19 protein-coding genes are annotated in these 22,947 nt (G+C 63.3%); 12 read left to right on the forward strand and 7 right to left on the reverse strand.

Going from position 1 to position 22,947, the window contains the following annotated elements:
- Positions 1-2: 2 nt before the first annotated feature.
- Entirely contained in the window at positions 3-2,456 is a 2,454-nt protein-coding gene (locus tag DyAD56_RS14935; RefSeq protein ID WP_102303565.1) for a TonB-dependent receptor, read from the reverse strand.
- Between the two features lie 341 nt (positions 2,457-2,797).
- Here DyAD56_RS14935 and DyAD56_RS14940 point away from each other — a divergent pair, with 341 nt between their 5' ends.
- From DyAD56_RS14940 to DyAD56_RS14950, 3 genes are all read left to right on the forward strand, one after another.
- Positions 2,798-3,238, forward strand: coding sequence for a DUF3574 domain-containing protein (locus DyAD56_RS14940; RefSeq protein WP_233202498.1), 441 nt, complete (start codon positions 2,798-2,800; stop codon positions 3,236-3,238).
- Position 3,239: 1 nt separating this feature from the next.
- Entirely contained in the window at positions 3,240-4,832 is a 1,593-nt protein-coding gene (locus tag DyAD56_RS14945) for a hypothetical protein (protein WP_102303567.1), read from the forward strand.
- A 241-nt stretch (positions 4,833-5,073) separates the two neighbouring features.
- Positions 5,074-5,829 (forward strand): hypothetical protein, encoded by a 756-nt coding sequence (locus DyAD56_RS14950; RefSeq protein WP_102303568.1) that lies wholly within the window; start codon positions 5,074-5,076, stop codon positions 5,827-5,829.
- Positions 5,830-5,854: 25 nt separating this feature from the next.
- Here DyAD56_RS14950 and DyAD56_RS14955 read toward each other — a convergent pair whose 3' ends face one another.
- Positions 5,855-6,304 (reverse strand): hypothetical protein, encoded by a 450-nt coding sequence (locus DyAD56_RS14955; protein WP_102303569.1) that lies wholly within the window; start codon positions 6,302-6,304, stop codon positions 5,855-5,857.
- Between the two features lie 227 nt (positions 6,305-6,531).
- The gene (locus tag DyAD56_RS14960) at positions 6,532-8,010 is read right to left on the reverse strand and encodes a hypothetical protein (protein WP_146010525.1); all 1,479 of its coding nucleotides are present in this window, start codon (positions 8,008-8,010) and stop codon (positions 6,532-6,534) included.
- A 330-nt stretch (positions 8,011-8,340) separates the two neighbouring features.
- Here DyAD56_RS14960 and DyAD56_RS14965 point away from each other — a divergent pair, with 330 nt between their 5' ends.
- The 3 genes from DyAD56_RS14965 (at position 8,341) to DyAD56_RS14975 (ending at position 11,922) form a co-directional block, all read left to right on the forward strand.
- A complete protein-coding gene (locus DyAD56_RS14965) occupies positions 8,341-9,117 on the forward strand; it encodes a TIGR00266 family protein (RefSeq protein WP_102303571.1) in 777 nt (258 codons plus the stop codon).
- Between the two features lie 259 nt (positions 9,118-9,376).
- The gene (locus DyAD56_RS14970) at positions 9,377-10,075 is read left to right on the forward strand and encodes a response regulator transcription factor (protein ID WP_233202482.1); all 699 of its coding nucleotides are present in this window, start codon (positions 9,377-9,379) and stop codon (positions 10,073-10,075) included.
- A gap of 2 nt (positions 10,076-10,077) precedes the next feature.
- Entirely contained in the window at positions 10,078-11,922 is a 1,845-nt protein-coding gene (locus DyAD56_RS14975) for an ATP-binding protein (RefSeq protein WP_102303573.1), read from the forward strand.
- Here DyAD56_RS14975 and DyAD56_RS14980 read toward each other — a convergent pair.
- Entirely contained in the window at positions 11,919-15,311 is a 3,393-nt protein-coding gene (locus tag DyAD56_RS14980; RefSeq protein WP_102303574.1) for an Ig-like domain-containing protein, read from the reverse strand. The two genes, DyAD56_RS14975 and DyAD56_RS14980, sit on opposite strands and share 4 nt — an antisense overlap.
- Before the next feature lie 222 nt (positions 15,312-15,533).
- On the opposite strand from DyAD56_RS14980, the gene DyAD56_RS14985 reads away from it, so the two are divergent.
- Positions 15,534-16,040, forward strand: a complete 507-nt coding sequence (locus DyAD56_RS14985) for an N-acetyltransferase (protein ID WP_102303575.1) — start codon at positions 15,534-15,536, stop codon at positions 16,038-16,040.
- A 148-nt stretch (positions 16,041-16,188) separates the two neighbouring features.
- On the opposite strand, the gene DyAD56_RS14990 is transcribed toward DyAD56_RS14985, so the two are convergent.
- On the reverse strand, positions 16,189-16,464 hold the full coding sequence (locus DyAD56_RS14990) for a hypothetical protein (RefSeq protein ID WP_102303576.1): 276 nt from the start codon (positions 16,462-16,464) through the stop codon (positions 16,189-16,191).
- A 46-nt stretch (positions 16,465-16,510) separates the two neighbouring features.
- Positions 16,511-17,455, reverse strand: coding sequence for a hypothetical protein (locus DyAD56_RS14995; protein ID WP_146010526.1), 945 nt, complete (start codon positions 17,453-17,455; stop codon positions 16,511-16,513).
- 81 nt (positions 17,456-17,536) lie between these two features.
- Here DyAD56_RS14995 and DyAD56_RS15000 point away from each other — a divergent pair, with 81 nt between their 5' ends.
- The 3 genes from DyAD56_RS15000 to DyAD56_RS15010 are packed head-to-tail and all read left to right on the forward strand — an operon-like array spanning position 17,537 to position 21,342.
- The gene (locus DyAD56_RS15000) at positions 17,537-18,142 is read left to right on the forward strand and encodes an ECF-type sigma factor (protein WP_233202490.1); all 606 of its coding nucleotides are present in this window, start codon (positions 17,537-17,539) and stop codon (positions 18,140-18,142) included.
- A complete protein-coding gene (locus tag DyAD56_RS15005) occupies positions 18,139-20,859 on the forward strand; it encodes a serine/threonine-protein kinase (protein ID WP_102303579.1) in 2,721 nt (906 codons plus the stop codon). The genes DyAD56_RS15000 and DyAD56_RS15005 overlap by 4 nt, the downstream gene beginning before the upstream one ends.
- A gap of 36 nt (positions 20,860-20,895) precedes the next feature.
- On the forward strand, positions 20,896-21,342 hold the full coding sequence (locus DyAD56_RS15010; protein ID WP_158241358.1) for an NUDIX domain-containing protein: 447 nt from the start codon (positions 20,896-20,898) through the stop codon (positions 21,340-21,342).
- 9 nt (positions 21,343-21,351) lie between these two features.
- Here DyAD56_RS15010 and DyAD56_RS15015 read toward each other — a convergent pair whose 3' ends face one another.
- On the reverse strand, positions 21,352-21,933 hold the full coding sequence (locus DyAD56_RS15015) for a flavin reductase family protein (protein ID WP_102303581.1): 582 nt from the start codon (positions 21,931-21,933) through the stop codon (positions 21,352-21,354).
- Between the two features lie 110 nt (positions 21,934-22,043).
- Here DyAD56_RS15015 and DyAD56_RS15020 point away from each other — a divergent pair, with 110 nt between their 5' ends.
- A complete protein-coding gene (locus DyAD56_RS15020) occupies positions 22,044-22,493 on the forward strand; it encodes a helix-turn-helix transcriptional regulator (RefSeq protein ID WP_102303582.1) in 450 nt (149 codons plus the stop codon).
- Positions 22,494-22,498: 5 nt separating this feature from the next.
- Positions 22,499-22,939: a VOC family protein gene (locus tag DyAD56_RS15025; protein WP_233202492.1), complete on the forward strand. Its 441-nt coding sequence runs from the start codon at positions 22,499-22,501 to the stop codon at positions 22,937-22,939.
- The last annotated feature ends 8 nt before the right edge of the window (positions 22,940-22,947 follow it).

Consider the following 22,947-nt stretch of genomic DNA (forward strand, 5'->3'; position numbering starts at 1 on the left):
TTTTAGAAGGTGTAGCGCACCCGCCCGTACCAATAGGCACCGTTGAGGCCGATAGGCGAGATCACGTCATAAGGGAAGTTGCCCGCGTAGTTGATCTCGCTGTTGGAGCGGGTGGGGTATTGGTCCGTGAGGTTGTAGCCGCCCACGGCGAAGCTCAGTTGCGTCGTCGCCTTGAATTCCACTTCCGCATCCAACTGCCAGCGGGGCGCGTAGGTCTGCGTGGGCACGTCGCCGCCGCCGAAGTCGAACACGCGCACCACGGAACCCTGGCGTGTCACGCGCCCCAGCAGGTTCCAGCGCGTGTTGCTCCAGTTGGCGGTAAACGAGCCGCGTTGGCGCGGCGCGGCATCCGTCAGCGTGTTCTGTTCCTCCACGCCGAACAGCACGTTGCCGGCGCCGGTTGCGGCGAGTGCCTCAGGTGTGGGAATCACATGCAGGATATCGGTGTGGTTGTGGCTGTAGGCCAGGGTGAGCAACAGACCGCCGCCGGCGAGCGGCGTGCGGTAGTTGCCGACCAGTTCCGCGCCGCGCGTGCGCGTGTCCACCGCGTTGGTGAAGAACGCGATGCTTTGCACGCCGGGTACGCCGAAGTGCTGCAGGATGTAATCCTCCAGCCCCGGGCTGTCGATGGTTTCCGACAGCGTGACCCGATGGTCGATGTTGATCTGGTACGCATCCAGGCTGAAGTCGAAGTGCTCGCCCACCTGGCCGGTCAGGCCCAGGCTGGCGTTGCGCGACTTCTCGGGCTTCAGCGGTTCGGCGCCTAGCCCGCGCGCGATGGGGTTGTTCACCGAAAGAATGCGTCCGGTGACCAGCTTGCCGTCCGCGCCGTAGCCGGTGGTAGTGGCCTCGTAGCCGATCTGGCTGAGCGATGGCGCGCGGAAGTTGTTGGACCAGGCACCGCGCAATGCGAACCCAGGAGCGAACTCCCAGCGGCCGCTGAGCTTGCCGCTCCAGTTGCCGCCGAAGTCACTGTAGTGCTCGTAGCGCGCGGCGGCATCGATGAACACGTGTTCGGTCACGTCGCTGGAGAGCTCCGCATAGGCCGCGCCCACGTCGCGCGACAGGTTGGCGGCATCCTGCGGCTGCAGACCACCACCCGCCTGCGCGCCGACCGGTGCGTCGACGTAAGGGCCGGCGATGTAGGACGCAGGGTCACCCGGACGCGTGCGGAAATTTTCGTGGCGGTATTCCGTGCCCAATGACAGCGTGACGTTGCGCGATGCCACGTTGAAATCATGGCTGAAATCGCCGTTCACGCTGCCCTGGTTGAAGGTATAGCTGCCGATATGGAACGAGGTCGGGCTGTCCGGGCCCAGCGACGCATTGAGCGAATCGCGCAGGTCGTAGTCGAAGCCATTGCTGCCCCAGTTAAGGCTGCCGTCGTAGTGCCAGTCACCGAGCAGGCCGCGTACGCCGGCGGCGGTTTGCAGGTCGCGATCGCTGCCGACGGATTTGGGCAGGTAGCCGTCCGGATAGACGGAGGTGATGTTGGCGCTGCTGTCCGGGTAGCGGAAATAGTTGTCGCCCACGCTATGGCGTTGCGTGTACGTGCCGAACCAGTAGAACGTTGCATTGCCGCCTAGCGGCACTTCGCTGTTGAGCCAGCCGTTGTAACTCTGTGCGGCGGGGTCACCCGCGGCGTAATTGCGCCGCCCGCGTAGCGCCAAGTTTGACGGCGTGGGATCGGCTAGCCAGTCCGGCACGGTGTCGATGCCGGCCCGGTTGGTCGAGCCGTGGTTGTTCGCCTCGATACCGAAGCGGAAAAAGCCCGTACCGGCCAAGCGCGTGCCCCACTTGGCGGCGGCGTAGCCGGAGTCGCCATCGGTGATGTCGCGGTCGGCCGGGCGAAAATGCGTGTGGTAGGCGCCACCCGTGGCAGTGACCTCACCGCCCTGTGGCGCATCGTCCAGGATGATGTTGACCACGCCGGCAATGGCATCGGAGCCGTATTGCGCGCCGGCGCCATCGCGCAGCACTTCCACGCGCTTGATCGCGCTGATGGGGATGGCGTTGAAATCCACCGGCGTGGTGCCACGGCCGATCTTGGTATCCGTGTTCACCAGCGCGGAGGTATGGAAGCGCTTGCCGTTCACCAGCACGAGCACCTGGTCAGGCGAGAGTCCACGTAGCTGCGCTGCACGCACGTGATCCGAGCCGCCCGAGTTGGATTGGCGCGGAAAGTTGAACGAGGGCAGCAACGTCGCCAGCGCCTGGCCGAGTTCGCCATTGACCGCGCCGGCAGCGCGCAGGTCGTCCTGTGTCAGCACGTCGACAGGCACCGGTGATTCCAGTGCCGTGCGATGGCTGGCGCGGACACCGGTGACCACAACCTGATCGAGCGTCTTGGCCTGTCCGTCGCCGGCCTGGGATTGGGCCTGCGCCACTGGCGCGAGCAGCCCGACAATCAGGGCCGGCAGGAGTCGGCGGCGTAGGGCCGCGGTGTTGATCGGCATCGGGTTTCCTTGGAGCGCAGCAGTCCATGACGCCCTTGGATCGGGCGCCGGAGGATGGATAGAGAAAGGGAAGGGCGCCCATCAGGGCGCCAGAGCGTCAGCCCGGGCAACATCGCCGCATGGCATGACCATGCGGCGTCGAGCGATGTCCAGGTGTAGCGACGTTCATGTCAAACAGACCTTGTGTCCCCGGTGAAACTGGCAGTGGGCCCGTATGGCTACGTGACCGTAAGTTATTTGTTGCATTGCGCAAGTTCTGTTGTCAATACTTTGCGAAGACATCCATGGATTTTTATCCGTCTGGATGTCCAAACGAACATAAGGACATAACGATGCGTCATATGCTTTTTGTTTCCGCGCTGCTATCGGCGGCGCTGCTGTCGGGCTGCGCAACCACCGCGCCGGTGACCCAGGCCACCCTGCATGGCGATGCGGCGCACCCCGCGCAGACGCAGGGCTGGGTGGAAACGCGGCTGTATTTCGGGCTTGGTCTGGTGGGCGACGACTCGCACGGGGTGACCGAACAGGGTTGGCGCGCCTTCCTGGACGCCGAAGTGACGCCGCGCTTTCCCGATGGGCTGAGCGTGGTGGATGTCTATGGCCAGTGGCAGGGCAAGGGGCAGGCAACGCCTGAGCGCCTGCGTTCGAAGATGCTGGTGATCGACTACCCCGATATCCCCGCCAACCGCGATAAAGTGGAGGCCATTCGCGCCGCATGGAAGCAGCGCACGGGCGATCAGTCCGTGTTGCGCGTGACCCAACCGGCCGAGGTGTCGTTCTGAGATGAGTGTGACGGTACGTGAGCGCTGGATATCGCCGGGCGACCTCAACGGGTTCCTCGGGTTGGTGGTGGACAATCTGTCGGTGCTGGCGTTTCTCGCCACGGCGCTGATCGGCGTCTTCGGGTTTCCCGCCGACATCGTGTTCATGCGCATGGTGCCCGGCACCACCTTCGGCGTGTTGCTGGGTAACCTGGCCTATACGGCCATGGCCCGACGACTCGCGCGTCAAAGTGGACGGACGGATGTCACCGCGATGCCGCTGGGGCTCGATGCGCCCACCAGCATTGGCATGGCCTTTCTGGTGCTGGGGCCTGCGTTTCTGCACTTCAAGCAGATGGGGCTCGATCCACAGGCGGCCGGGCTCGCCACTTGGCGATTAGGCATGGCGTCGCTGGTGATCATGGGCGTGTTGAAGTTCGTGCTGTCGTTCTTCGGCGGCATGGTGCAACGGCATGTGCCACGCGCCGGCCTGCTCGGTTCCATCGCGGGCATTGCGCTGGTGTTGATGGGGTTCTTTCCGCTGGTGGAAATCCTCAAGCACCCGCTGGTGGGCTTTGCGGGATTGGGCGTGGTGCTCTATGCGCTGGTGGCGCGCGCACGCATGCCGTGGAACTTGCCGGGTGTGCTGGTCGCTTTCGTGGTGGGTGCGCTGCTCTATTACGTGCTCGGCCCACTCGGTGGGCTAGGCAGCGGCTATGAGCCGCCCAAGCCGTGGACGTGGCGCTTCGCGCTGCCGCTACCGACGCTGGAGTGGATCGGTGGCTTGGGATCTGCGGTGCCCTATCTGCCGTTGATCCTGCCGTTCGGCCTGTTGATGGTGGTGGGTGGCATCAACGTGACAGAGAGTGCGCGCGCCGCCGGGGACGAGTACCGCACGCGCGACATCTTGTTGGTGGAAGCAGTAGCAACGCTAGTGGCGGGTTTCTGCGGTGGCGTGGCGCAGACCACGCCGTACATCGGTCAGCCGTCCTACAAGGCCATGGGTGCAGGCACGGGCTATACGTTGCTCACTGGCCTGTTCGTGGGCCTGGGCGGCGTGTTTGGTTATCTATCCAATCTGGTGGAGTTGATTCCGCTATCGGTGCTGGCACCTATCCTGGTGTTCGTCGCCATCGGCATCACCGTGCAAGCGTTCGAGGCGACGCCGATGCGTTACGCGCCCGCCGTGGTATTCAGCTTCTTTCCCGCCATTGCGCGCATGGTGGCGATCAAGCTGAGCGACCCTACCTATGTGTCGCCCGAGCACGTTGCTGCGTTGCTGGGCGATCGCACGCACGGTTTCTCCGAGCTGGCCATCATCAATGCACTGGGCAACGGCTTCATCATCACGTCGATGGTATGGGCAAGCTTCGTGGTGGCCATGATCGATGGCAAGGCGTTGCGTGCGGCGTTGATTCTGCTGCTTGGCGCGGCGCTCAGCCTGTTCGGCGTGATCCACTCGGTGGAGCTGAGCGGCGGCATCTATCTGCCGTGGCAGCTCGATGAGGCCCAGCGCCAGCTCGCGTGGCAGTTCGCGGCTGCGTACGCGGTGCTGGCGGTGGTGCTGGTGGCACTTTCCCTGAGTGCTTCGTCACGACGGGCAGATACGGCCTGACGCATCTGACGAATTTGCGATTGGACGCAAGGACGCGTCGCGTCGTCATCGACACAATCCGCGAGCCTCGTCGTGCTGATGCGCGGGTGTGTGCCTAGGAACACATGTCCGACATCACGCGACGAGGCACCGTGGAGGCGTGGGTGTCGCAAGAACATACTTCGCGCCGTCGTCATCCTTCGTACGCCAGTCAAGGTTAGGATGTGCCGTCATTGAACAAGGCACATCAACGGAGACGGGTATGACCACGCAAGGACGGCAGGGCAGCTTGATCGCATGGACGTTGGCCCTGTTCATGGCCGTCGCCGCGCCGCAGGCGTGGGCGCAGTCGGCGGACACCGCCGCGGAGAGCGACACGCCGCCGACCGATGCCGATCTTGCCGGCACGCGCTGCGTGTCTGGCGAAGAGAAGATCCTGCCGGGCGACTACTTTTATTGCCTGGGCACGCAGACCTACGGGCTGGGCAAGTACGCCACCTCGCAACGCTTCTTCAAGACCGCCGCGAGTTGGGCAAGCAAGCCCGCGCAGTACGTGCTCGGCGTGATGGCACTCAACGGCGACAATCAACCGGTGAGCCCGGCGTTGGGTCTGGCCTGGCTTACGCTGGCGTCGGAGCGTGCCAATTCGCCATTCCGGCAGGCGTACGACACGGCGTTGAAAAACGCCACGGAAGCCGATCGGCACGCTGCCGAACAATTGCTGGTCAGCATGCGCCCGGTCTATGGCGATGCAACCGCTGGGCCGCGCGCGGAGCGCCGTTACACGGACGGCATGGCCACGCTGAACCGCCTGAGCGCGCGTGGCGCGAAATTCTGCATGGCGGGCATGACCGACCCATCGCGACCCGTGGCCGATCCCAACGGCTGTCCGCCGATAGAGACCGTGATGAAGGCCTTGGACAAGGCGGCAGTCAATGTCTTCGATGGCTGGGTCGGCCACGTGCAGGTGGGACCGTTGGAGCAGGTGCCCGCCGCAGACGCGCCGAACAAGAAGTAAGCCTTCTGTCGCGGCGCGGCAGATCTTAGTTCCGTGCGTCCATCACCCACGCATGGGTCAGGCTGGTGATGTCGGCCAGGTTCATGGAGCGCTCCGCGCGCTCCAGTGCGTTGCAGGCCGATTCCGCGGCATAGCGCATCAGGTAAGCGAGATGCGCACGGTACTGCGAGCCGATGCCATGCGCGCGGATCATGCCGGCCGCTTCGGCCAGGCACTCTAGATCGTTGTAGGCACGGTCGAGCTCTGCACTGCTGGAGCACTGTACGAATGCACCGGCGTCACTGGGATCGCGTGAGCGAAGGCTCACTACGTCTTCCACCAGTCGGGCCGCCTGCCGCGCCGCGAACATCAGCACGTCGGCGGCAGCGTGGGACAGCTCACTGTCGGAGACGGCTCGGTCGGTCAGCTCGACAAGGCTGCGCGTGACAACAAGCAGTTGGGCCACGGGGCGGCCCGCGGCATCGCTATGAGTCATGGTTCCGGCTCCCCCCGGACTGATGGGCCGGCACATTGTCCACGGAGTCGTGACGTTTGTGTACACGGCGGCACTAGGAATTTGTGACAGCTCGCTCACCTTGACAGGACGATTTCCCCCCGCTAGCGGAGTCGCCCGGCGGCGTGGAAGACGCAGGTTATTGAAAGCACGGGCCTAGTTTGCCCGTGAAGCATGGCTTTGCGCCGACGTGGGTGCGGCATCCGCCATCAAGGAGCAAGGTCATAGGTGTAGATATTGGGGTCTCGACTGCTGTACCCGTCGCCATGGGCACCCATGACCCGGTCATGAGCAGGATCGAAACCGAGGATGCCCTCGGATCCCTGCAAGCCAAGCTTCTTCCAGCTTCTGCCGCCATTGGTGGAGTAGTAATTCGCGTCGGCGTAAATATGGGCTGCGTGCTCATCGAAGGGAGTGAACAGGCGAGGGGCGTTGTAGGCGCTGTCTGTCGTCACCACGATGCTCTTGTCGCCCACCGAGAATGTGTAGGTGGCATTGCTGCGCAGTGTGGTTCGGTTATCCAGAGGCCAGAATGGGCTGGGCAAGGAGCCTTGTTCTTCCCACTTGCTGTTGCCTGCATTGAAACGCTCGATGGCCTGCCCGTTTCGTTGGTCGCGGGACGTGACAGCAAAAAAATCCCCTCGCGTATTTTGCGTCACCTTTTCCAGATAGAGACCGTCGTCGCGGGTCGAGCTGGTGATTTTCCAGGTGTTTCCATCCCTGGATAGCTGCACGCGTGTCGTCACGCTGTAGCGCGCTCGCTTGTCGCTGTCCGGCCAACTTGCATCGAAGTATTGCGACAACCAGCCGATGGCGTGGGTGTCGTCCAACTGCCGGATGACGCGCTTGGCGTCGCCGTCACTGATCGATGCATCGGCGGGAAGGTGTTTCTGCGCTTCGTCGTCGGAAACAGCGACAGGCAATGTGGTTTCCACCGGAACAACGGTCTTGCCCAGGTCGGCCGAATAGAAAAGGCCGATACCCTGGGTGTCGCCATTGGGAGCGTCCCAGACCCAGACCCAGACCTGGTCACCCTTGAAAAACTGGGGCTGCATCGCCCACGCGACGAGGTTCGCCTGTGGAAAAAAACCGTCCTTGAGCCATTGCCAGCTCTTGCCCTGATCATCGGAACGAAAGACGGCCGACTGACGGGGCTGGGTGTCGTCCCCGGGCGCGTCGAGGCCAGTCAGCAGAAAGACGTGTGCACCATCGGCACTGGTGATCAGGCAGGCATCCTCGCCCACGGTGGCGACCAGCTTGAAATGGCCTGCGTCATCAAGGCGCGATATGTAACTTTGCTTGGAATGATCGCGGAGGGCGTAGCCGGAGAACGATGGCGACGAATCCGCCTGCGAGTCGTCCTTGGCGTTGTTTCCCGGCGGCGTGCTTTGCAACAGCGCATCGATGTCGACGGCCTTGAGCTTCTTGAGCTCGTCCGGGACATAGTCATCCATCTTGCCGACCAGCCAGGTCGAAGCCGGCGTTGTTGTGACCCCGGTGCAGTACTGATCCATGTTTCGCAGGTAGGGGGATTCCGCCGTGCCGAGCAGTTTTTCGTTGGGCCTGGATCCACCCCATTCCAGTTTTGCAGCGCTGAGTATCAACACGTAGGTTGCGCCGAGAAGAACGGGAAGTCCTATCAGGCAGCCGAGCCCGATTGAGATTTTTTTCTGTGCTGAAAAAGGCATGGTCATGTTCCCTATGAAAGCCGCACCCGATCCAGTTGGGGCGACGCTGATGCCGATACGAGATGATGGGGACGTTGCCAAGCGAGGCGACGTGCCGGTGTTGATAGCCGCAGTCAGTGTGCCACTGTCGTCCCGGGGCGGCTATGACGCCGTTGGCTTGATGTAAGCCTCAATTTCTTGCGTTCTGCGACGCCTGTTCGTCTTGCAGCCATGTCGCCGCACGGATAGCTGGCGGTCATTCCGCGGCGGCGGTAATGTCCGCCACGATCCGGAACCGGTACACGCGCTCCGACACCGGGAAGCCCTCGTCCAACATCAAGAGAACAGCTCATGCAGACTCGTATTCAGGGCACCGTGATGCCCGTACTGGAAGTATGGCTTGAACCCAACGAAAGCGTCTTCGCTGAGAGTGGGGAGCTTTCGTGGATGACTTCTTCCATCCAGATGACCACGCACACGCAGATGGGCGGCGGCGGTGGCTTGTTCGGCATGTTCAAGCGTGTGGTCGCCGGCGGCAGCCTGTTCATGACTGAGTATCGTGCCGCGCAATCGCCCGGCGAAGTGGCCTTCGCGACCAAGGTGCCGGGCCACATCGTGCCGATCTCGGTGAGTCCGAGTGACGAATACCTGGTTCATCGGCATGGTTTTCTTTGCGCAACGCCGCAAGTCACCATCGGCGTCGGCTTTCAGCAGTCGCTGGGTGCAGGCATCTTTGGCGGCAACGGTTTTGTGCTGCAAAAGATCGGCGGCTCGGGCACGGCGTGGCTGGAGCTCTCTGGCGAACTGATCCGCAAGGATCTGGCTCCCGGCGAAACCCTGCGCGTGCATCCGGGGCATGTCGGAGCGTTCCAGGCGTCGGTCAACTTCCAGATCACCACGGTGCCCGGCATCAAGAACGCCATCTTCGGTGGCGATGGCATCTTCCTCGCCGCGTTGACCGGTCCTGGCACGGTGTGGCTGCAGACCTTGCCCATCTCGCGCCTGGCGCACCAGATCGCCGAGTACCTTCCCGGTAGCGAGGGTGGCAGCGGCACCGGGCGGGCTACCGTCGGTGGTGCACTGCTGGGCGGCATCGTGGGCTCTTTGCTGAGCGGCGACGACAACTGATATTCGGAAGGAAGGGCAGGGTGAGGGCGGATACGCCTTCGCCCCGCTGGTGGCTCGTCGGCTATCGGCTTATCTCATTGATAGCAAACGACATGGTGTTGCCGCTCCGCAGCCCATCGGCTCGGGCCCACGCGCTGCGGAGCCGCGGCAGCGAATCGTCGCCGGACTGCATGCCAGCAGAAAACCGTGGTCTGGTGGGTGTCGCCAAACTATGATCGCCCTCGAACGTCGCTTGGCCGGATCGGCCGATGGGGGGCGCGTGGATTCCACAGAAGAGCACGTCGCATTCCGGCCGGCGCTCATCGTCGAAGATGATGAGGCGACGCAGCATCGTCTTGCGCGTCTTCTGCTGGAATTGGTTGGCACGGCGGATGACGTCACTGTCGTAAGCAGTGTGGCGGCTGCCAAGGCTGTCGTTTCTTCGTTGAAGCCCCGTCTTGCCCTGGTCGATATCGGGCTGCCGGATGGCAGCGGGCTTGAGTTGATCGACTGGGTGGAAACGCATCATCCCGACACGACGACGGTGGCCATCTCGGCCTGGGGCCACGAGGAAGTCGCGCTGGCGGCGTTGCGTTCCGGGGCTGTCGGTTACCTGATGAAAGAGCGCGACGACGTTGAACTTCGCGCGGCCCTGCAGAGCATTCGTCGTGGCGGTGCCTTGATTGATCCGCTGCTCGCGCGCCGCATTCTCGCCCATGTTTCGCTCGCATCCAGAGACGATGCGACGCCAGCGGTTGCGACCACCGATTCGCCGGCTAAACGCGATATTTCGCTCTCGGAGCGAGAGTCGGAGATCCTGCAATTTGTGGCGCGTGGATTCAGCAATCGCGAGATCGCTAATCTCACCAGCCTTTCGCGCTTTACCATCGAAGGCTACACGAAGAGCATCTATCGCAAGCTGGCGGTGAGCTCCCGCACGGCTGCTGTTTTCGAAGCCAAGGCGATGGGGTTGCTCTAGACATGCGTGCGCTGCTCGCCCTGTGGCTGGTATGCGCCATGCTCGCGTTTCCAGTCTTTGCGCAGGAATCCGCGCCGGCTGCCGCTGCCACGATGGATCTTCGGTCCGCCGACGCGGCAGCCGCGGATTGGCTATCGCCATCGCCACCGGCGGAAGGCTGGACGCCCGTCCAACTCGTCGATACGTGGGATGGACGCTGGCCGCAGCACGATGGTGTCGTGTGGTACCGCCTGCATTGGAATCAGGCGAGTGCCGACCGGCCGGTAGGTTTGCTGATCGACTATGTCAGCTCGGCCTACGCGCTTTACGTCAACGGTAGCCTGGTTTACCGCGATGATCATCTGGTCGAACCGCTGTCGCGCGTGTGGGTTCGGCCGCAGTATTTTCTGCTCGACAAGCCACTGCTGCGCCAGGGAGAAAACACGCTTTGGGTGCGCGTGTCGGGTTTGGGCGCTTATCAGTCGGGGCTGGGCGTCGTCACGGTCGGGGTGCCCGAGTTGGTACAGGCGCGACAACGTCAGGGTGAGTTCTGGCGCTACGACATGCAGTTGTTCGGCCAATCCGTGGGGCTGGTGTTCGGCGGATTGTTCCTCATCCTCTGGTTGTTTCGGCGCAAAGACACCTACTACGGCTGGTATGTGCTGTGCACGTTGTTCTGGTCGCTCTATTCGTTCAACTTCGTCGCCTACAGTCCGTGGCCGTTTGACAATACCGACGCTTGGGAAGCGGTCAATGCAGCGGCTTATGTCGCGGCATCGGTGACCTTTTCGATCTTCCTGCTTCGCTATGCTGGCCACCGATGGCCGCGCACCGAACGAACGCTGTTGGTGCTATGCGTGGTGTTAGGCATAGCAGCCATGGCATGGCCGATCTGGGTTGGGCACCATCGCGCCGTCGCGTTCGTCTTTGGCTGCGGCACGTACTACGCGGCGGTGTTTGGTTTCCTGGGCTACTCGCTGCGACGCCGACGCACGGATGGCTATGTGCTTGCCGCGAGTCTGTTGATTCCCCTGTTCGTCTCCGCGCACGACATGCTTTTGTTCTTCGGTGTCATTCACGACCAAACGTATTTGATGACCGTGACATCGCCATTGACGATCATTGGCTTGGGTTTCGCGCTTGCCTATCGGTTTGCGGCGGCCATGCGGCGAGCTGAAAATTTTGCCGTGGAACTACAGCGCGAAGTGGATGCCGCCACCCGGCAGTTGACCGAAACGCTGGGGCGTGAGCATCACCTGGCCTTGAATAACGCGCGTATCGGCGAACGCCTCAATCTGGTTCGCGACTTGCACGATGGGTTCGGCGGCAGTCTGGTTGCGGCGATTTCAGCGCTGGAGCATCCAGGGCGCCCGGTCGGCCCGGCGCAGGTCGTCGCCACGCTGAAGGAACTACGGGACGATCTGCGCCTGATCATCGACACGACGACGCACGAGCAGGACATCGATCTGGCCGGTTTGATCGCTCCGCTGCGACATCGTTGGAGTGAGCGCTTCGAGGCCATGGCGATGGAAAGTTCGTGGACCGTGGAAGGCGTGGACGGTATTCGCCTTGGCGCCATGCGGGTGCTGGAATTGCTGCGCTTCCTTCAGGAGGCGTTGACCAACGTACTCAAGCACAGCGGTGCATCGCGGGTGCAGGTGTCCGTCCGTTGCGAGGGCGAATACCTTGCCGTGGATGTTCGCGATGACGGGCGCGGATTTGATGCGGAAAGCACGGCCACTCAGGGCGCAGGCCTGCCGAGCCTGCACGCTCGCGCCAGCCGCCTCGGCGCGAGGTTGCGACTCACCACATCGCCGGGGCAGGGGACGCGCCTAAACTTCGACGCGCCCTTGGCGTCCAACGCTTAGAACTGTTTGCTCAGGCCGATGCGTATGCCCTGGTCATGTGCATGCGGCATCAACAGGTATTGGTATTCGGTGGTGATCATCAGGTGGTTCGAGAGTTGCAGGTCACCGCCGAAAGCGGCTTGCACCGTGGTGCCATTGGCCGAATAAGGGTTGCTCAGCACATTCCAGGAGCCCGCCGACGGCACGAAGGCATAGCTCAGTGCGGTGTCGCTGGTGCCCTGGAAATCATGGCCGACCTCCAGGCGCACATGCGGTATGAACATGCTGTCCTTCCAGGGAATCGTGCCGCTGGCACGTATACCGGCGACCACCTGCGAACTGCGTACCGTTTGTGCACCATAGGCCAGTGCTTCGGCGGCATCACCGCTTTCCGAGTAGCCGTTGAGCGAAGACAGTGACCACGCCAGTCGACCGTAAGGCGACACCGACCACACGCTGGTTTTGTATTCGTATCCCGCCGTCAGCGAGGCGAACCACTGGCTGCCGTTGCGCTGGCCGATGAGCCCGGTGCCACTGTCAGCGGAGTAGCGCCGGCTATCGAAGCGCAGGCCGCCACCGCCCAGAACACCGTCGATATACACCTGCGATAGCGGCTGGTAGCTGCCGTAGATGGCAGCGCTATAGTCCTGTGCGACGCTGCGGGTGCCGTCGTTGCCGATATCGCTGTGGTCGTGGTTGTAGCCAAGGCTGAAGCCCACCAGGGCGTGCTCGCCGATCCGCTGGTCGACACCGGTATTCACCGCGATGGTGTCCGAGTCGAATCCAGCCGATTGACGGTATGTATCGAACGAGCCGAAATTCGCCGCACCGTCGATCCACACGCCAAGGCCAGAGGATGCTTGCGTGGTGGGCGCTGGGGCCTTGGCTTGAGGCGGCGTATCCGCGCTGGCCGAAGTGCTTTCTGCGGCGCCCATACCCGGGCGAGCGCCGAGCGGCGTCGAAGCCCCGGAATTCGACGTTCGCCCGGCGCTGGATGCCGTATCGCCGGTTGCCTGCAGTGGCTTGCCATCCAAGCTAATGGATAGATGGTTGCTGAAGCTTGCTGAGGTATTTCCGTCATGCAGGCTGTCCAGCCGGCTCTGAATATTGCTTAGCTGGTTCTGCGCGAACCGTTCGGCCTGCATGGTCTGCGCGTTGATCAAGCCCAATGCATCCGGGTTGTGCGACGGATCAGGCTGACTGCTCACCAGCACCAGTACATCGACCACTTGCGGTTGCCCATTGGCGGAGATCAGCACGGCCGTTATCTGTACCAGGCCGTGGAAGGTCGAGGCGGGCGTGAAGGTCAACGTCGCAGGTTGGCTCAAGGTCGTGCTGCCCGCACCGGCCGGCGACAATCCAAGCAACGCCGATGATGCGTAGGTGCCGGGCGCGATCCCAGCCAGATTCACCGACACAGCACTGCCCGGCCGCGTGGTCACGGTCTGGCTCAGGCCGGCAGCGCTGCCGGCGGCAGTGACGGTGACCGTGATCGTGCCGGGCGTCGACGTGCCGAAATGGTTGCTCAGTTGATAGCTGAAACTGTCCGTACCCACGAAGCCTGCAACGGGTGTGTAGAGGATCTGCTCGCCGCTGACCGTGGCGGAGCCGTGCATCGGTTGCGTCGCTACGCTGGCGCCGGTCAAGGGTTGCGTGCTGTTGGCCACGGCCGCCGCTTCGATCAGTACAGGCGTTGCCTTCGTGGTGGCGACGGAGAGTGGCGGGGCGGTCGGCCCGTTCAGCGGCGTCACCGTAATCGTCACAGTGGCGGGTGCCGAATGTCCGCCCGGGTTGATCGCGGTATAGGTGAAGCTGTCGGTGCCGCCGTAGAACGTGGCCGATGGCGTGTACGTCACCGTGTTACCCGTGACGCTAGCACTGCCATGCGTAGGCGCGCCGGCGATGTCGATGCCGGTGATGTCTGCTCCCGATATCGCACTGGAGAGATTGATGCTCATCGACGTGTTGTAGGGCGTGGTAACCGTCTTCGCCGTAGCCGTCGGCGCGGGCACGGTGCCGATGGTTATCGTGATGGTTGCCGTAGCCGATGTGCCGCCGGCATTGGTTGCCGTGTAGGTGAAGCTGTCGGTGCCCCCATAGAACGTGGCGGAAGGCGTGTACGTTGCGGTTTGGCCCGAAAGACTTGCCGTGCCGTGCGATGGTGCATTGACGATGTGCACCGCCGTGATGCCCGCTCCGGAAATCAAACCCGCCAGGTTGATGTTGGTGGGCGTGTTGTACGGCGTCGTGGCCGCATGGCCTGATACGGTCGGCGTGCCCACCGTGCCTACGTTTACGGTGACCGTAGCGGGGGAGGAGGTTCCTCCCGCGTTCGTCGCCGTATAGGTGAAACTGTCGGTACCGCCGTAAAACGTTGCGGAGGGCGTATAGGTCACCGTTTCACCCGACACGCTCACAGTGCCGTGCGAGGGCGCGGCAGCGATGTTGACGCCGGTGATGTTCAGCCCGGAAATCGCGCTTGCGAGATTGATGCTGGTCGCCGTGTTGTACGCCGTCGTCGCCGACGCGGCAGTGACAGTGGGTGCTGGCGGTGGACTGACCGTGATGGTTACGGTGGCGGCAGTCGAGGTGCCGGCGGCGTTGCTGGCCACATAAGTGAAGCTGTCCGTCCCGGTGTAGCCCGTCGTAGGCGTATACGTGATCACCGTGCCGGCGGCGTTTGCCGTGCCGTGAGACGGTGCGCTGGCCACCGTCACCGAGGTGGGATTCCCACCGAGGTTGAGTGTGATGGGGTTGTTGCTGCTGTTGAACGCCACGCTGGCGCTTGCTGACCCTGCGCTGGGTGGGAGGAACTTAAATGTCCCACCGCTGTAAGTGCCTGTGTCGGTAACCACGGTGATTGCGACCGTACCTGAGCCGTTGGGTACGGTCGCGGTGATGCTCGGGCTGGCGCCGTAGTTAACGCTGAATGCGGTGGCGGGTATGCCGCCAAAGAGTACCTGCGTTGTTCCCCAGAAACCGGAGCCGGAAAGGGTGACTGTGCTGCCGACGGTGGCCGAAGAGGGGCTGACGCCCGATATCGTGGCACCGACCGATGTGCAGGTAATGCTGTAGTTCGTTGGGCTGCCAAGCAAGTTGTCGATGTTGTCGGCGCTGGCGCCCGAGCCGCTCTCCGTGCCACTGACGGTGTTGTTGTTAGCGAGCATTTGCAGGAACGAGCCACCATAGAAAATCTGGCCCGACGTGGTCAACGTGACGTAGTCGCCTTGATTGACCTGCTGACTGTTGGTCAGCAATTGGATGTAGCCATTCGCGGGAATGGTGCCGGATAGCCCGTTGAGCGCCTGGCACCCAGGCGATGCCTGCGCCAGGCCCGGCAAGCCAAACACGCCAAACAACGCGAGCCAACCTAGCCCACGCCCCACCCGCCGCGCCCATGTGCTGCTCATGCCCCTGCCCCTGATACTCAACACCGTGCATTGTGTTCGGGGGTGGCAGTGCAGGCACCCCCGATTTCAGGGGTGTACATAGCGCGGGATACGTTTCTGATATTCCCGGTGGCCGCTCCTTTCGGTTGGGTAGATACCCACGCAGCAGCCATTCCTGTTCCTTTGGCAGTGGCGTCGTAAAGGATGGCGGCTCAAGATGAGGCATTACTTGGAGCCCCCTTCATGACCGTGCTGATCCGCCCCGAGACACCTGCCGATGTCGACGCCATCCACGAGCTCACCGTGGCGGCGTTCCTCGATGCCGAACATACGTCGCACACGGAGCAATTCATCAACGATGCCTTGCGCAACGCGGGGCAACTCACCTTGTCGCTAGTGGCGGATGACGGTGGCGCCATCGTCGGGCATGTCGCCATGTCCCCCGTGTCGCTTTCGGATGGAAGCGTGGGTTGGTTCGGCTTGGGGCCGGTGTCGGTATTGCCTGCGTGTCAGGGCGAAGGCTTGGGCTCCCGACTCATCCGGCAGGCGCTGGACGCGTTGCGCGAGCAAGGTGCGGCGGGTTGCGTCGTGTTGGGCAATCCGGATTACTACGGGCGTTTTGGTTTCCGCGCCGATCCGCGCCTGGTGCTGCCTGGCGTGCCGCCGGAGTACTTCCAGGCGCTGGCTTTCGTTGGCCCGGTACCCGACGCCAGTGTCCGCTACCACGATGCGTTCAATGCCAATGCATAGGATCGCGATGCGGAGCAGTACACGTCGATGGACATTGAGCTGGACAGGATGCGCGTGTTGAGGCTCGTTCACCGCTATTTCGGCCAGTGATGAGCCTTGTCGATGCACGGTCGATACCTCGCTTAGGCGAGGTATCGACATGGTGCGGTTACTGCGCCAACACCCAGCCATCGTCCGTCTTGACGAAGCGTTGCCGCTGTACGCCTGTCGTGCCTTGCACGTCGCACTCGTAGCCGCGGTCGGCTGACTTGCAGCCGAGCACTTTGATCGAATCGATTTCCTTGGCGTATATCTCCGTCGCCTGGCTGCCGGCCAGTGCAGTCATCTGTTTGCGCACGGCAGCCTTGACGTCGTCGGTGCTGGGGCCGGACGAGCAGGCGGCAAGAGTCAGTGTGGCGATCGCCATCGTCAGCAGTCGTTTCATGGGTGTTCCTTGAAGTGGGGTAAGCGTGTTTCGCGCGCGGCGCGCATCAGCACGGCGATTCACTGGAGGCGGCCATGCTCCAACCCGCGCCGGCCGCTGCGGGTGCTGCGAGGTTCAGTGCCTTGCGGGTGGTCGAGCATTTCACCTCGATGGGGCCCAGCTCTTTGCCGCCGAGGGTGAACAGCGGTTTGCCGGTCTTGCGGTCGACGGCGGTAATAGCGTCGATACCGAGGATGACGGTGTCGTCCTTGCCTGGGCCCCAGATCGTGCCCAGCGTATGGCCTTCGTATTGGGCCAGCACGGGGACCCAGTCGCCACCGCCGGCGCTGCGCTGTGACGCCAGTGTGGCCTCGATGGCGCGGGCCTCGTCTTCGTTCTTTGGGTGATAGGCGTAGCTCGTGCCTGCGGTCATGGCCGGGATGCCGACGAAGCGGAAGTTCCACGCGCCATAAGGGTGCGGATTGCCCGTGTTCTTGAACACGCCGATGCTGCTGCTCTCGCCGTCCGTGGGGAACGCGATCTTGAAGCTGCCCGTGGCTGCATCGTACGGATACACCTGCATGAGCGAGCTGGTGCGCACGGCGTAGTCCTGCCGTTGCCGGGCCGTTGAGTAACTCTGCTCCAGTTCTGCAGCATGTGACTTCACGATATCGGTGCGTTTGAAGCTGTCGTTCTCTTGCCGGTAAGCGTCGATGTAGTCGTAGGCCAGCTTGTCCATGTCCTTGGGCGCAGCGGACCAGAACGCGGCGCGTACCTGCCGGATCAGGCCTTGATAGACCGGCTCAGCGTAGCTACTGGGAGAGAGATCGATCAGCTCATAGGCATCCATGGGCTTGGCATCGCGGCGCTCGGGGGCGGTCGGTGCCCCGGCTTCGCTGTGCGCGGGTGCGGCAGCCGTCAGTGCCGCGCCGGCAGGCGCATGGTGCTTGCCGCAGGCAGCGAGCACGGCTGCGGCAAGCAGGCAGGGAAGGAGCAAGGCAGGGCGTTTCATGAAGATCCTTTCGTCGGGCGGATGGGAGCGGCGAACAGGTCGCCTTATCTCCCCATACGGAACCTGGCCGCCGAAAGCGCCATGCCTGCAAAAGAAATCTGGCACCATGCCGATGTAATTCGTGCCATGGCCGATGGCGTCCGTTGTCCCAGCCCGAAGCCGATCCCCATGCCCCTTGCCCCCAGTGCTCCGCCCAGCGGCGACCTGCTCGCCGAGACGTACGACGAACTCAAACGCATGGCCCACCAGCGCCTGCGCAAGGGCGAGCCGCTGACCTTGTTGAACACCACGTCGCTGGTGCATGAGGTGTGGTTCCGTTTGCGTGATCGCCATGCGGTGTGGAAGGACGACAAAGCCCATTTTTTCGGCTACGCCGCGCAGGCCATGCGCTCAGTGGTGGTGGATGCCGCGCGTGAGCGGGCGGCGTTGCGTCGTGGTGGAGAGCTCAGGCAGGTCACACTGGACACGCAGTTGCCGCAGATCGATGGCGACGCGGAAATCCTTCGTGTGCACGAGGCGTTGCAGGATCTAGAGAAAATCGACGCCCGCCTGGTCCGTGTGGTGGAGCTGCGTTATTTCGTTGGGCTTGATGAAGTCGAAGCGGCCGACGCGTTGAATGTTTCCCGGCGCACGGTGCAACGTGATTGGTTGAAGGCGCGTGCGCTGTTGTGGGAGGCCATGAAGTGAGCGAGCCAACCACGCCAGCATGGCCTGAGGTTTCGGCACTCCTCGATGCCTTGATCGATCTGGAACCTGCCGGGCAAGAGGCGGAGCTCTCCGCACTGCACGCCACGCATCCCGTGCTGGCAGCGCGTGTACGCGCACTGCTGGCGTCCGCACGAGCCGCGGATGCGGCAGGCTTTCTGGACACTATGCCGGCGATCACGACGGCCGATGCAGGTGGCGCAGCCCATCACCAGCCGCAGGATTGCGTCGGCCCCTGGCGCCTGCGCTCGCTGCTCGGCCACGGCGGCATGGCCGAAGTGTGGCTGGCACATCGCGACGATGGCTTGCTCGAACGCCAGGTCGCGTTGAAGCTGCCCCTGCCCGGATACGGCACGGGTCGCCTGGGCGCACGATTTGCGCGGGAGCGGGACATCCTCAGCGCGCTAAACCATCCGCACATTGCGCGCCTTTACGACGCGGGTGTCGACGAACAGGGGCAGCCGTGGCTGGCGCTGGAACACGTGTCGGGCGCGAACCTGATCGACTGGTGCGACAGCCGGCAGTTGGGCATGGAACAGCGACTGGCGCTGTTCCTGCAGATAGGCAGCGCCGTGCAGTACGCACACGGCCAATTGGTCATCCATCGCGACCTCAAGCCCGGCAATGTCCGCGTGAACGACGATGGCCAAGTGCGCCTGTTAGATTTCGGCATTGCGCAACTGCTCGATGCGGATGACGAATCGCCCGCGCTCACGGCGGCAGGTGCGTCGCCGTTGTCGCTGGAAGGGGCGTCGCCCGAGCAGGTGCGCGGTGAGCGTCCTGGCGTGGCGTCCGATATCTATGCGCTCGGCCTGCTGCTGTATCGCCTGCTCACTAGCGTGAGCCCGTACGAGCCGACGCAACCCGGTCGTCAGGCGCTGGCGCATTGCATTCTCCACCAGACCTTGCGTCGTCCCTCCGAGCGCGTCATCGAACGCGCGCAGCAACGGCGGTTACGCGGCGACCTGGATACCATCATCCTCAAAGCGACCGACAAGGCACCCGATCGGCGTTACGCCACGGTCGAGGCACTGGTCGATGATGTGAGTCGCCATCTGCGCGGCGAGCCGGTGCTGGCGCGCAGACCGAGTACGGGTTATCGACTTTCTCGCTTCGTCAGTCGGCACAAGATCGGAGTGGCGGCTGGCGTGCTGGCGGTGGCCGCGCTGCTGGGGATGACGGGTGAGGCGCTGTATCAGGCACGCACGGCCGGCCGCGAAGCGGCGCGTAATCAGGCGCTGTATCAATTTGTGTTGGGTGTGTTCAATCCGCGTGGGCTGCCCATTCCCGATACGCGTTCGCGCAATATGCCGGCGCACGAACTGGTGGCATTGGCTGCGGATCGCGTGACCAGCAGCATGCCCGACCAGCCGCAGGCACGGTTCCAGTTGATGCACGACCTCGCCGCGCTTACCACCAGCCTGGGTATGGCCGATGCCGCATCGAAACTGCATGAGGCGCGGCTGGCGCAATCGCTGGCGCTGATGGGCAAGGACAGTCCCGAGTACGCGGATGCCTTGCTCGACCGTACGTCCGACTTGGAAGGGCAGGGGCGCTACCCCGATGCGTACCGGGATGCGAAACAGGCCTTGGCCATCTATACCGCTGCCGGCGAATCCTCACCCGATCGGCTGGCGCGTGCGCACTACCAGGTCGCCGCCTTCGGCATGCACTCGCATGCGGCCGGTGATGCCGACGATCTGATGCACCTGCAGACTGCCGCCAGTTTGTGGCGAGGGCGCTATGGCAAGAGCGAGTTTGGCTCGGTCATGGAGCGTATGACCCAGTATTACCTGCTGCTCAACCGCAACGAGGATGCCTACCGCGCCGCGCGCGACGGCATGGAGAACAACCTGCGCCAGTTCGGCGAGCTGGACTGGAAAACGGCGGCGGCAGAAGAACAGACTGGCCTGATGCTCAGCACCTTGCTTCGGCCAGCGGAGGGCGAGCCCTTGCTCAGGAAGGCGCTGGCGACTCAGCAGGCGATCTGGGGTGAGGGCCATTTTCTGGTTGCGCGTTCGCAAATGTACCTGGGCAATCTGCTCGCAGCTTCGTCGCACCATGACGAAGCCGCGGCCTTGCTGCGTTCCGCGCAGGCGTCGATCCATGCCGAACAGTGGCGGGGCAATAAAGTGGTACTGACCGGCTTTATCGACGCAAGTAACGCCGACCTGCACGACAAGTGGGGCGACCCATCCGAAGCCCTGAGTACCTGCGAGCCGTACTTCGCACAGATGCCGCCGTTGCAGGCGCCCGTGCATGTGCGGTTGGATCTGGTTTGCACGCACGCGGCGGCCGTCGCGGGCAGGATGGATGCCGCGAGCCGGATGCTGGACGATGCCACGCACACCGTCGCCGCCAACTGGCCGAACGATCCCGCGCGCATGGCTCCCGTGTGGCGGCGTCGCGGCGAGGTCATGCAGATGGCCGGCGATGTCGCCGGCGCCACGCATGCCTATACGGAAGCACTCAAACTTGCGGATGGCGATGACCTGGACACGCTCAGCGGCGCATGGCTCGACCTTGCGCGCGTGGCGAGGGCACCGCTTGACGACAACCAGCGAGCAGCCGTGGTGCAACTGCTCGCCCGCATGAGTGCGGCATCGCCTGGCGACTACTACGCGTTGTATGTGGAGCGCCTGCGCGAATCGCTGGGTGGCACAGCGATTCGAGAAAATGGCGGCAAGCACGCCATTTGATGTGGCTTGCCGCGCGTACGAATCAAGGAGAGCCAAGTGAGGCAGCGTTTCCCATTGACCACGAGCGTCTTCGTCATCGTTCAGCACGAGGGTAAAGTGCTTCTGCTGCGACGGAGCCATACCGGGTGGAACGATGGATGCCTGAGTCTTCCGGCTGGCGCGCATGACGGCGGCGAACCGCTTGTGAATGCCGCCGCCCGTGAACTCCGCGAAGAAACCGGGCTGTTGGCCGAGCCGACTGCACTTCGGCTGGTTCATCTCATGCACTGTCGTTCCGGTGACGCCGGCAGTGAGTGGCTGGGTGCCTTCTTTCGCGCGGATATCTGGAAGGGCGAGGCGCGACTGATGGAACCCGAAAAGCACGATCATCTGGGCTGGTACGAGCCGGCTCGATTGCCCGGGAACGTGATTCCTTACACCGTCCAAGGCATACGCTGCGCGCTCGACGGTGTGCCTTATTCGGAATTCGGTTGGGATGAGTAGCGCGCGCCGTCACTCGATCGGTTCGGCCTTCAGCGATTCGCCGATGGCATAGAACTGTCCGCCCGCAATGTAGTGCAGGCTGCGCCACGCGGGCTCGGCGTTTTCATAGTTCCAGTGGCCGTTGGCGAAGGCGCGGCTGTCGGCCCATGCGCCGACGACTTCACCAATGAAGAGGTCGTACGTTTCCTGGTTGTGCGGCTCGGGAATAAGCCGGCACGCCAGCCATGCGGAGCAACCGGCGACAAAGGGCAGGTCGTGGCCGTCGATGTCGAACCACCGCACGCCGGCGCGCTCCAGTTTGTCGGTGGCCTGCGCGCGTCCCAGATTTCCAACGGTGTACGTGAGCTGCAATTGCGCTGCCGTGGGCACCTGAATGACAAAGCGGCCGGTCTTTTCGATCAGTTCACGGGTCTTGGTCATCCTGTCGAGGATGACGGTGAGCTTGGGCGGGTTGAAATCCAGCGCGCAGGCCCACGCGGCCGCCATGACGTTGTCCATGCCGTCGTGGCGGGCCGACACGAGCACCGTGGGGCCGTGGTTGAGCAGGCGATAGGCCTTCTCCAGCGGAACCGGTGAAATATGGCTGTCCATGGAACTGTCTCGTTTGTGGTGTCGTTAAGCGCCGCATTCTGCCAGCACCCTGGTGTGCTACTGCAACACCGCGACTTGAGCCCACTTTCTTGTCGTGACACGATCGGCGTATGACCAGCAGACCCGACGAAGCGCAGGCCCTGCGCGACCTTGCACGGCTGCGTCGCGTGCGCGACCGGATCGACCGGGAGTACGCGCAACCGCTGGACGTGGAGGCTCTGGCCAGTGGCGTGCACATGTCGGCGGGGCATCTCAGTCGCCAGTTCCGCCAGGCTTATGGCGAATCGCCGTATTCGTATCTGATGACGCGGCGGATCGAGCGCGCGATGGCTTTGCTGCGCAGAGGCGAGCTTAGCGTTACCGAGGTCTGCTTCGAGGTGGGGTGCTCCTCGCTTGGCACCTTCAGTACGCGGTTTGCCGAACTGGTCGGCATGTCCCCCAGCACTTACCGGCGCGAGCAGGCGCATGCAGCGCAGGGCATGCCGTCGTGCGTCGCCAAGCAGGTGACGCGACCGATCAGGAATCGAGAAGCGCCGCCCCGGGAGCCGGAATTAGACTGATCCCCATGGACTTCACCACCCACCGAGAGAACGCCATGGACATCCAGATTCATTCCAGTTTCCTCCCCCAGAACGACCCCGATGCCGCGCTGGTCTTCTACCGCGACACCCTCGGTTTCGAGGTACGCAACGACGTTGGTTATGGTGGCAAGCGCTGGATCACGGTCGGCCCAAAAGGCCAGCCTGCTACCTCTATCGTGCTGTATCCGCCTGAGGCCAGCCCAGGTGTCACCGATGACGAGCGCCGCACCATTGCCGAGATGATGGTCAAGGGCACCTTCGGCATGATCCTGCTCGCCACTCACGACCTTGCAGGTGCCTTCGAGCGATTGCAGGCGCAGGATGCCGATATCGTGCAGGAGCCGACCGACCAGCCATACGGCGTTCGCGATTGCGCCGTCCGTGATCCGGCCGGCAATATGCTCCGCATTCAGCAGTTGCGCTGAGCGCGACG

It is taken from the genome of Dyella sp. AD56 (genome assembly GCF_002878475.1).
Lineage (GTDB): Bacteria > Pseudomonadota > Gammaproteobacteria > Xanthomonadales > Rhodanobacteraceae > Dyella.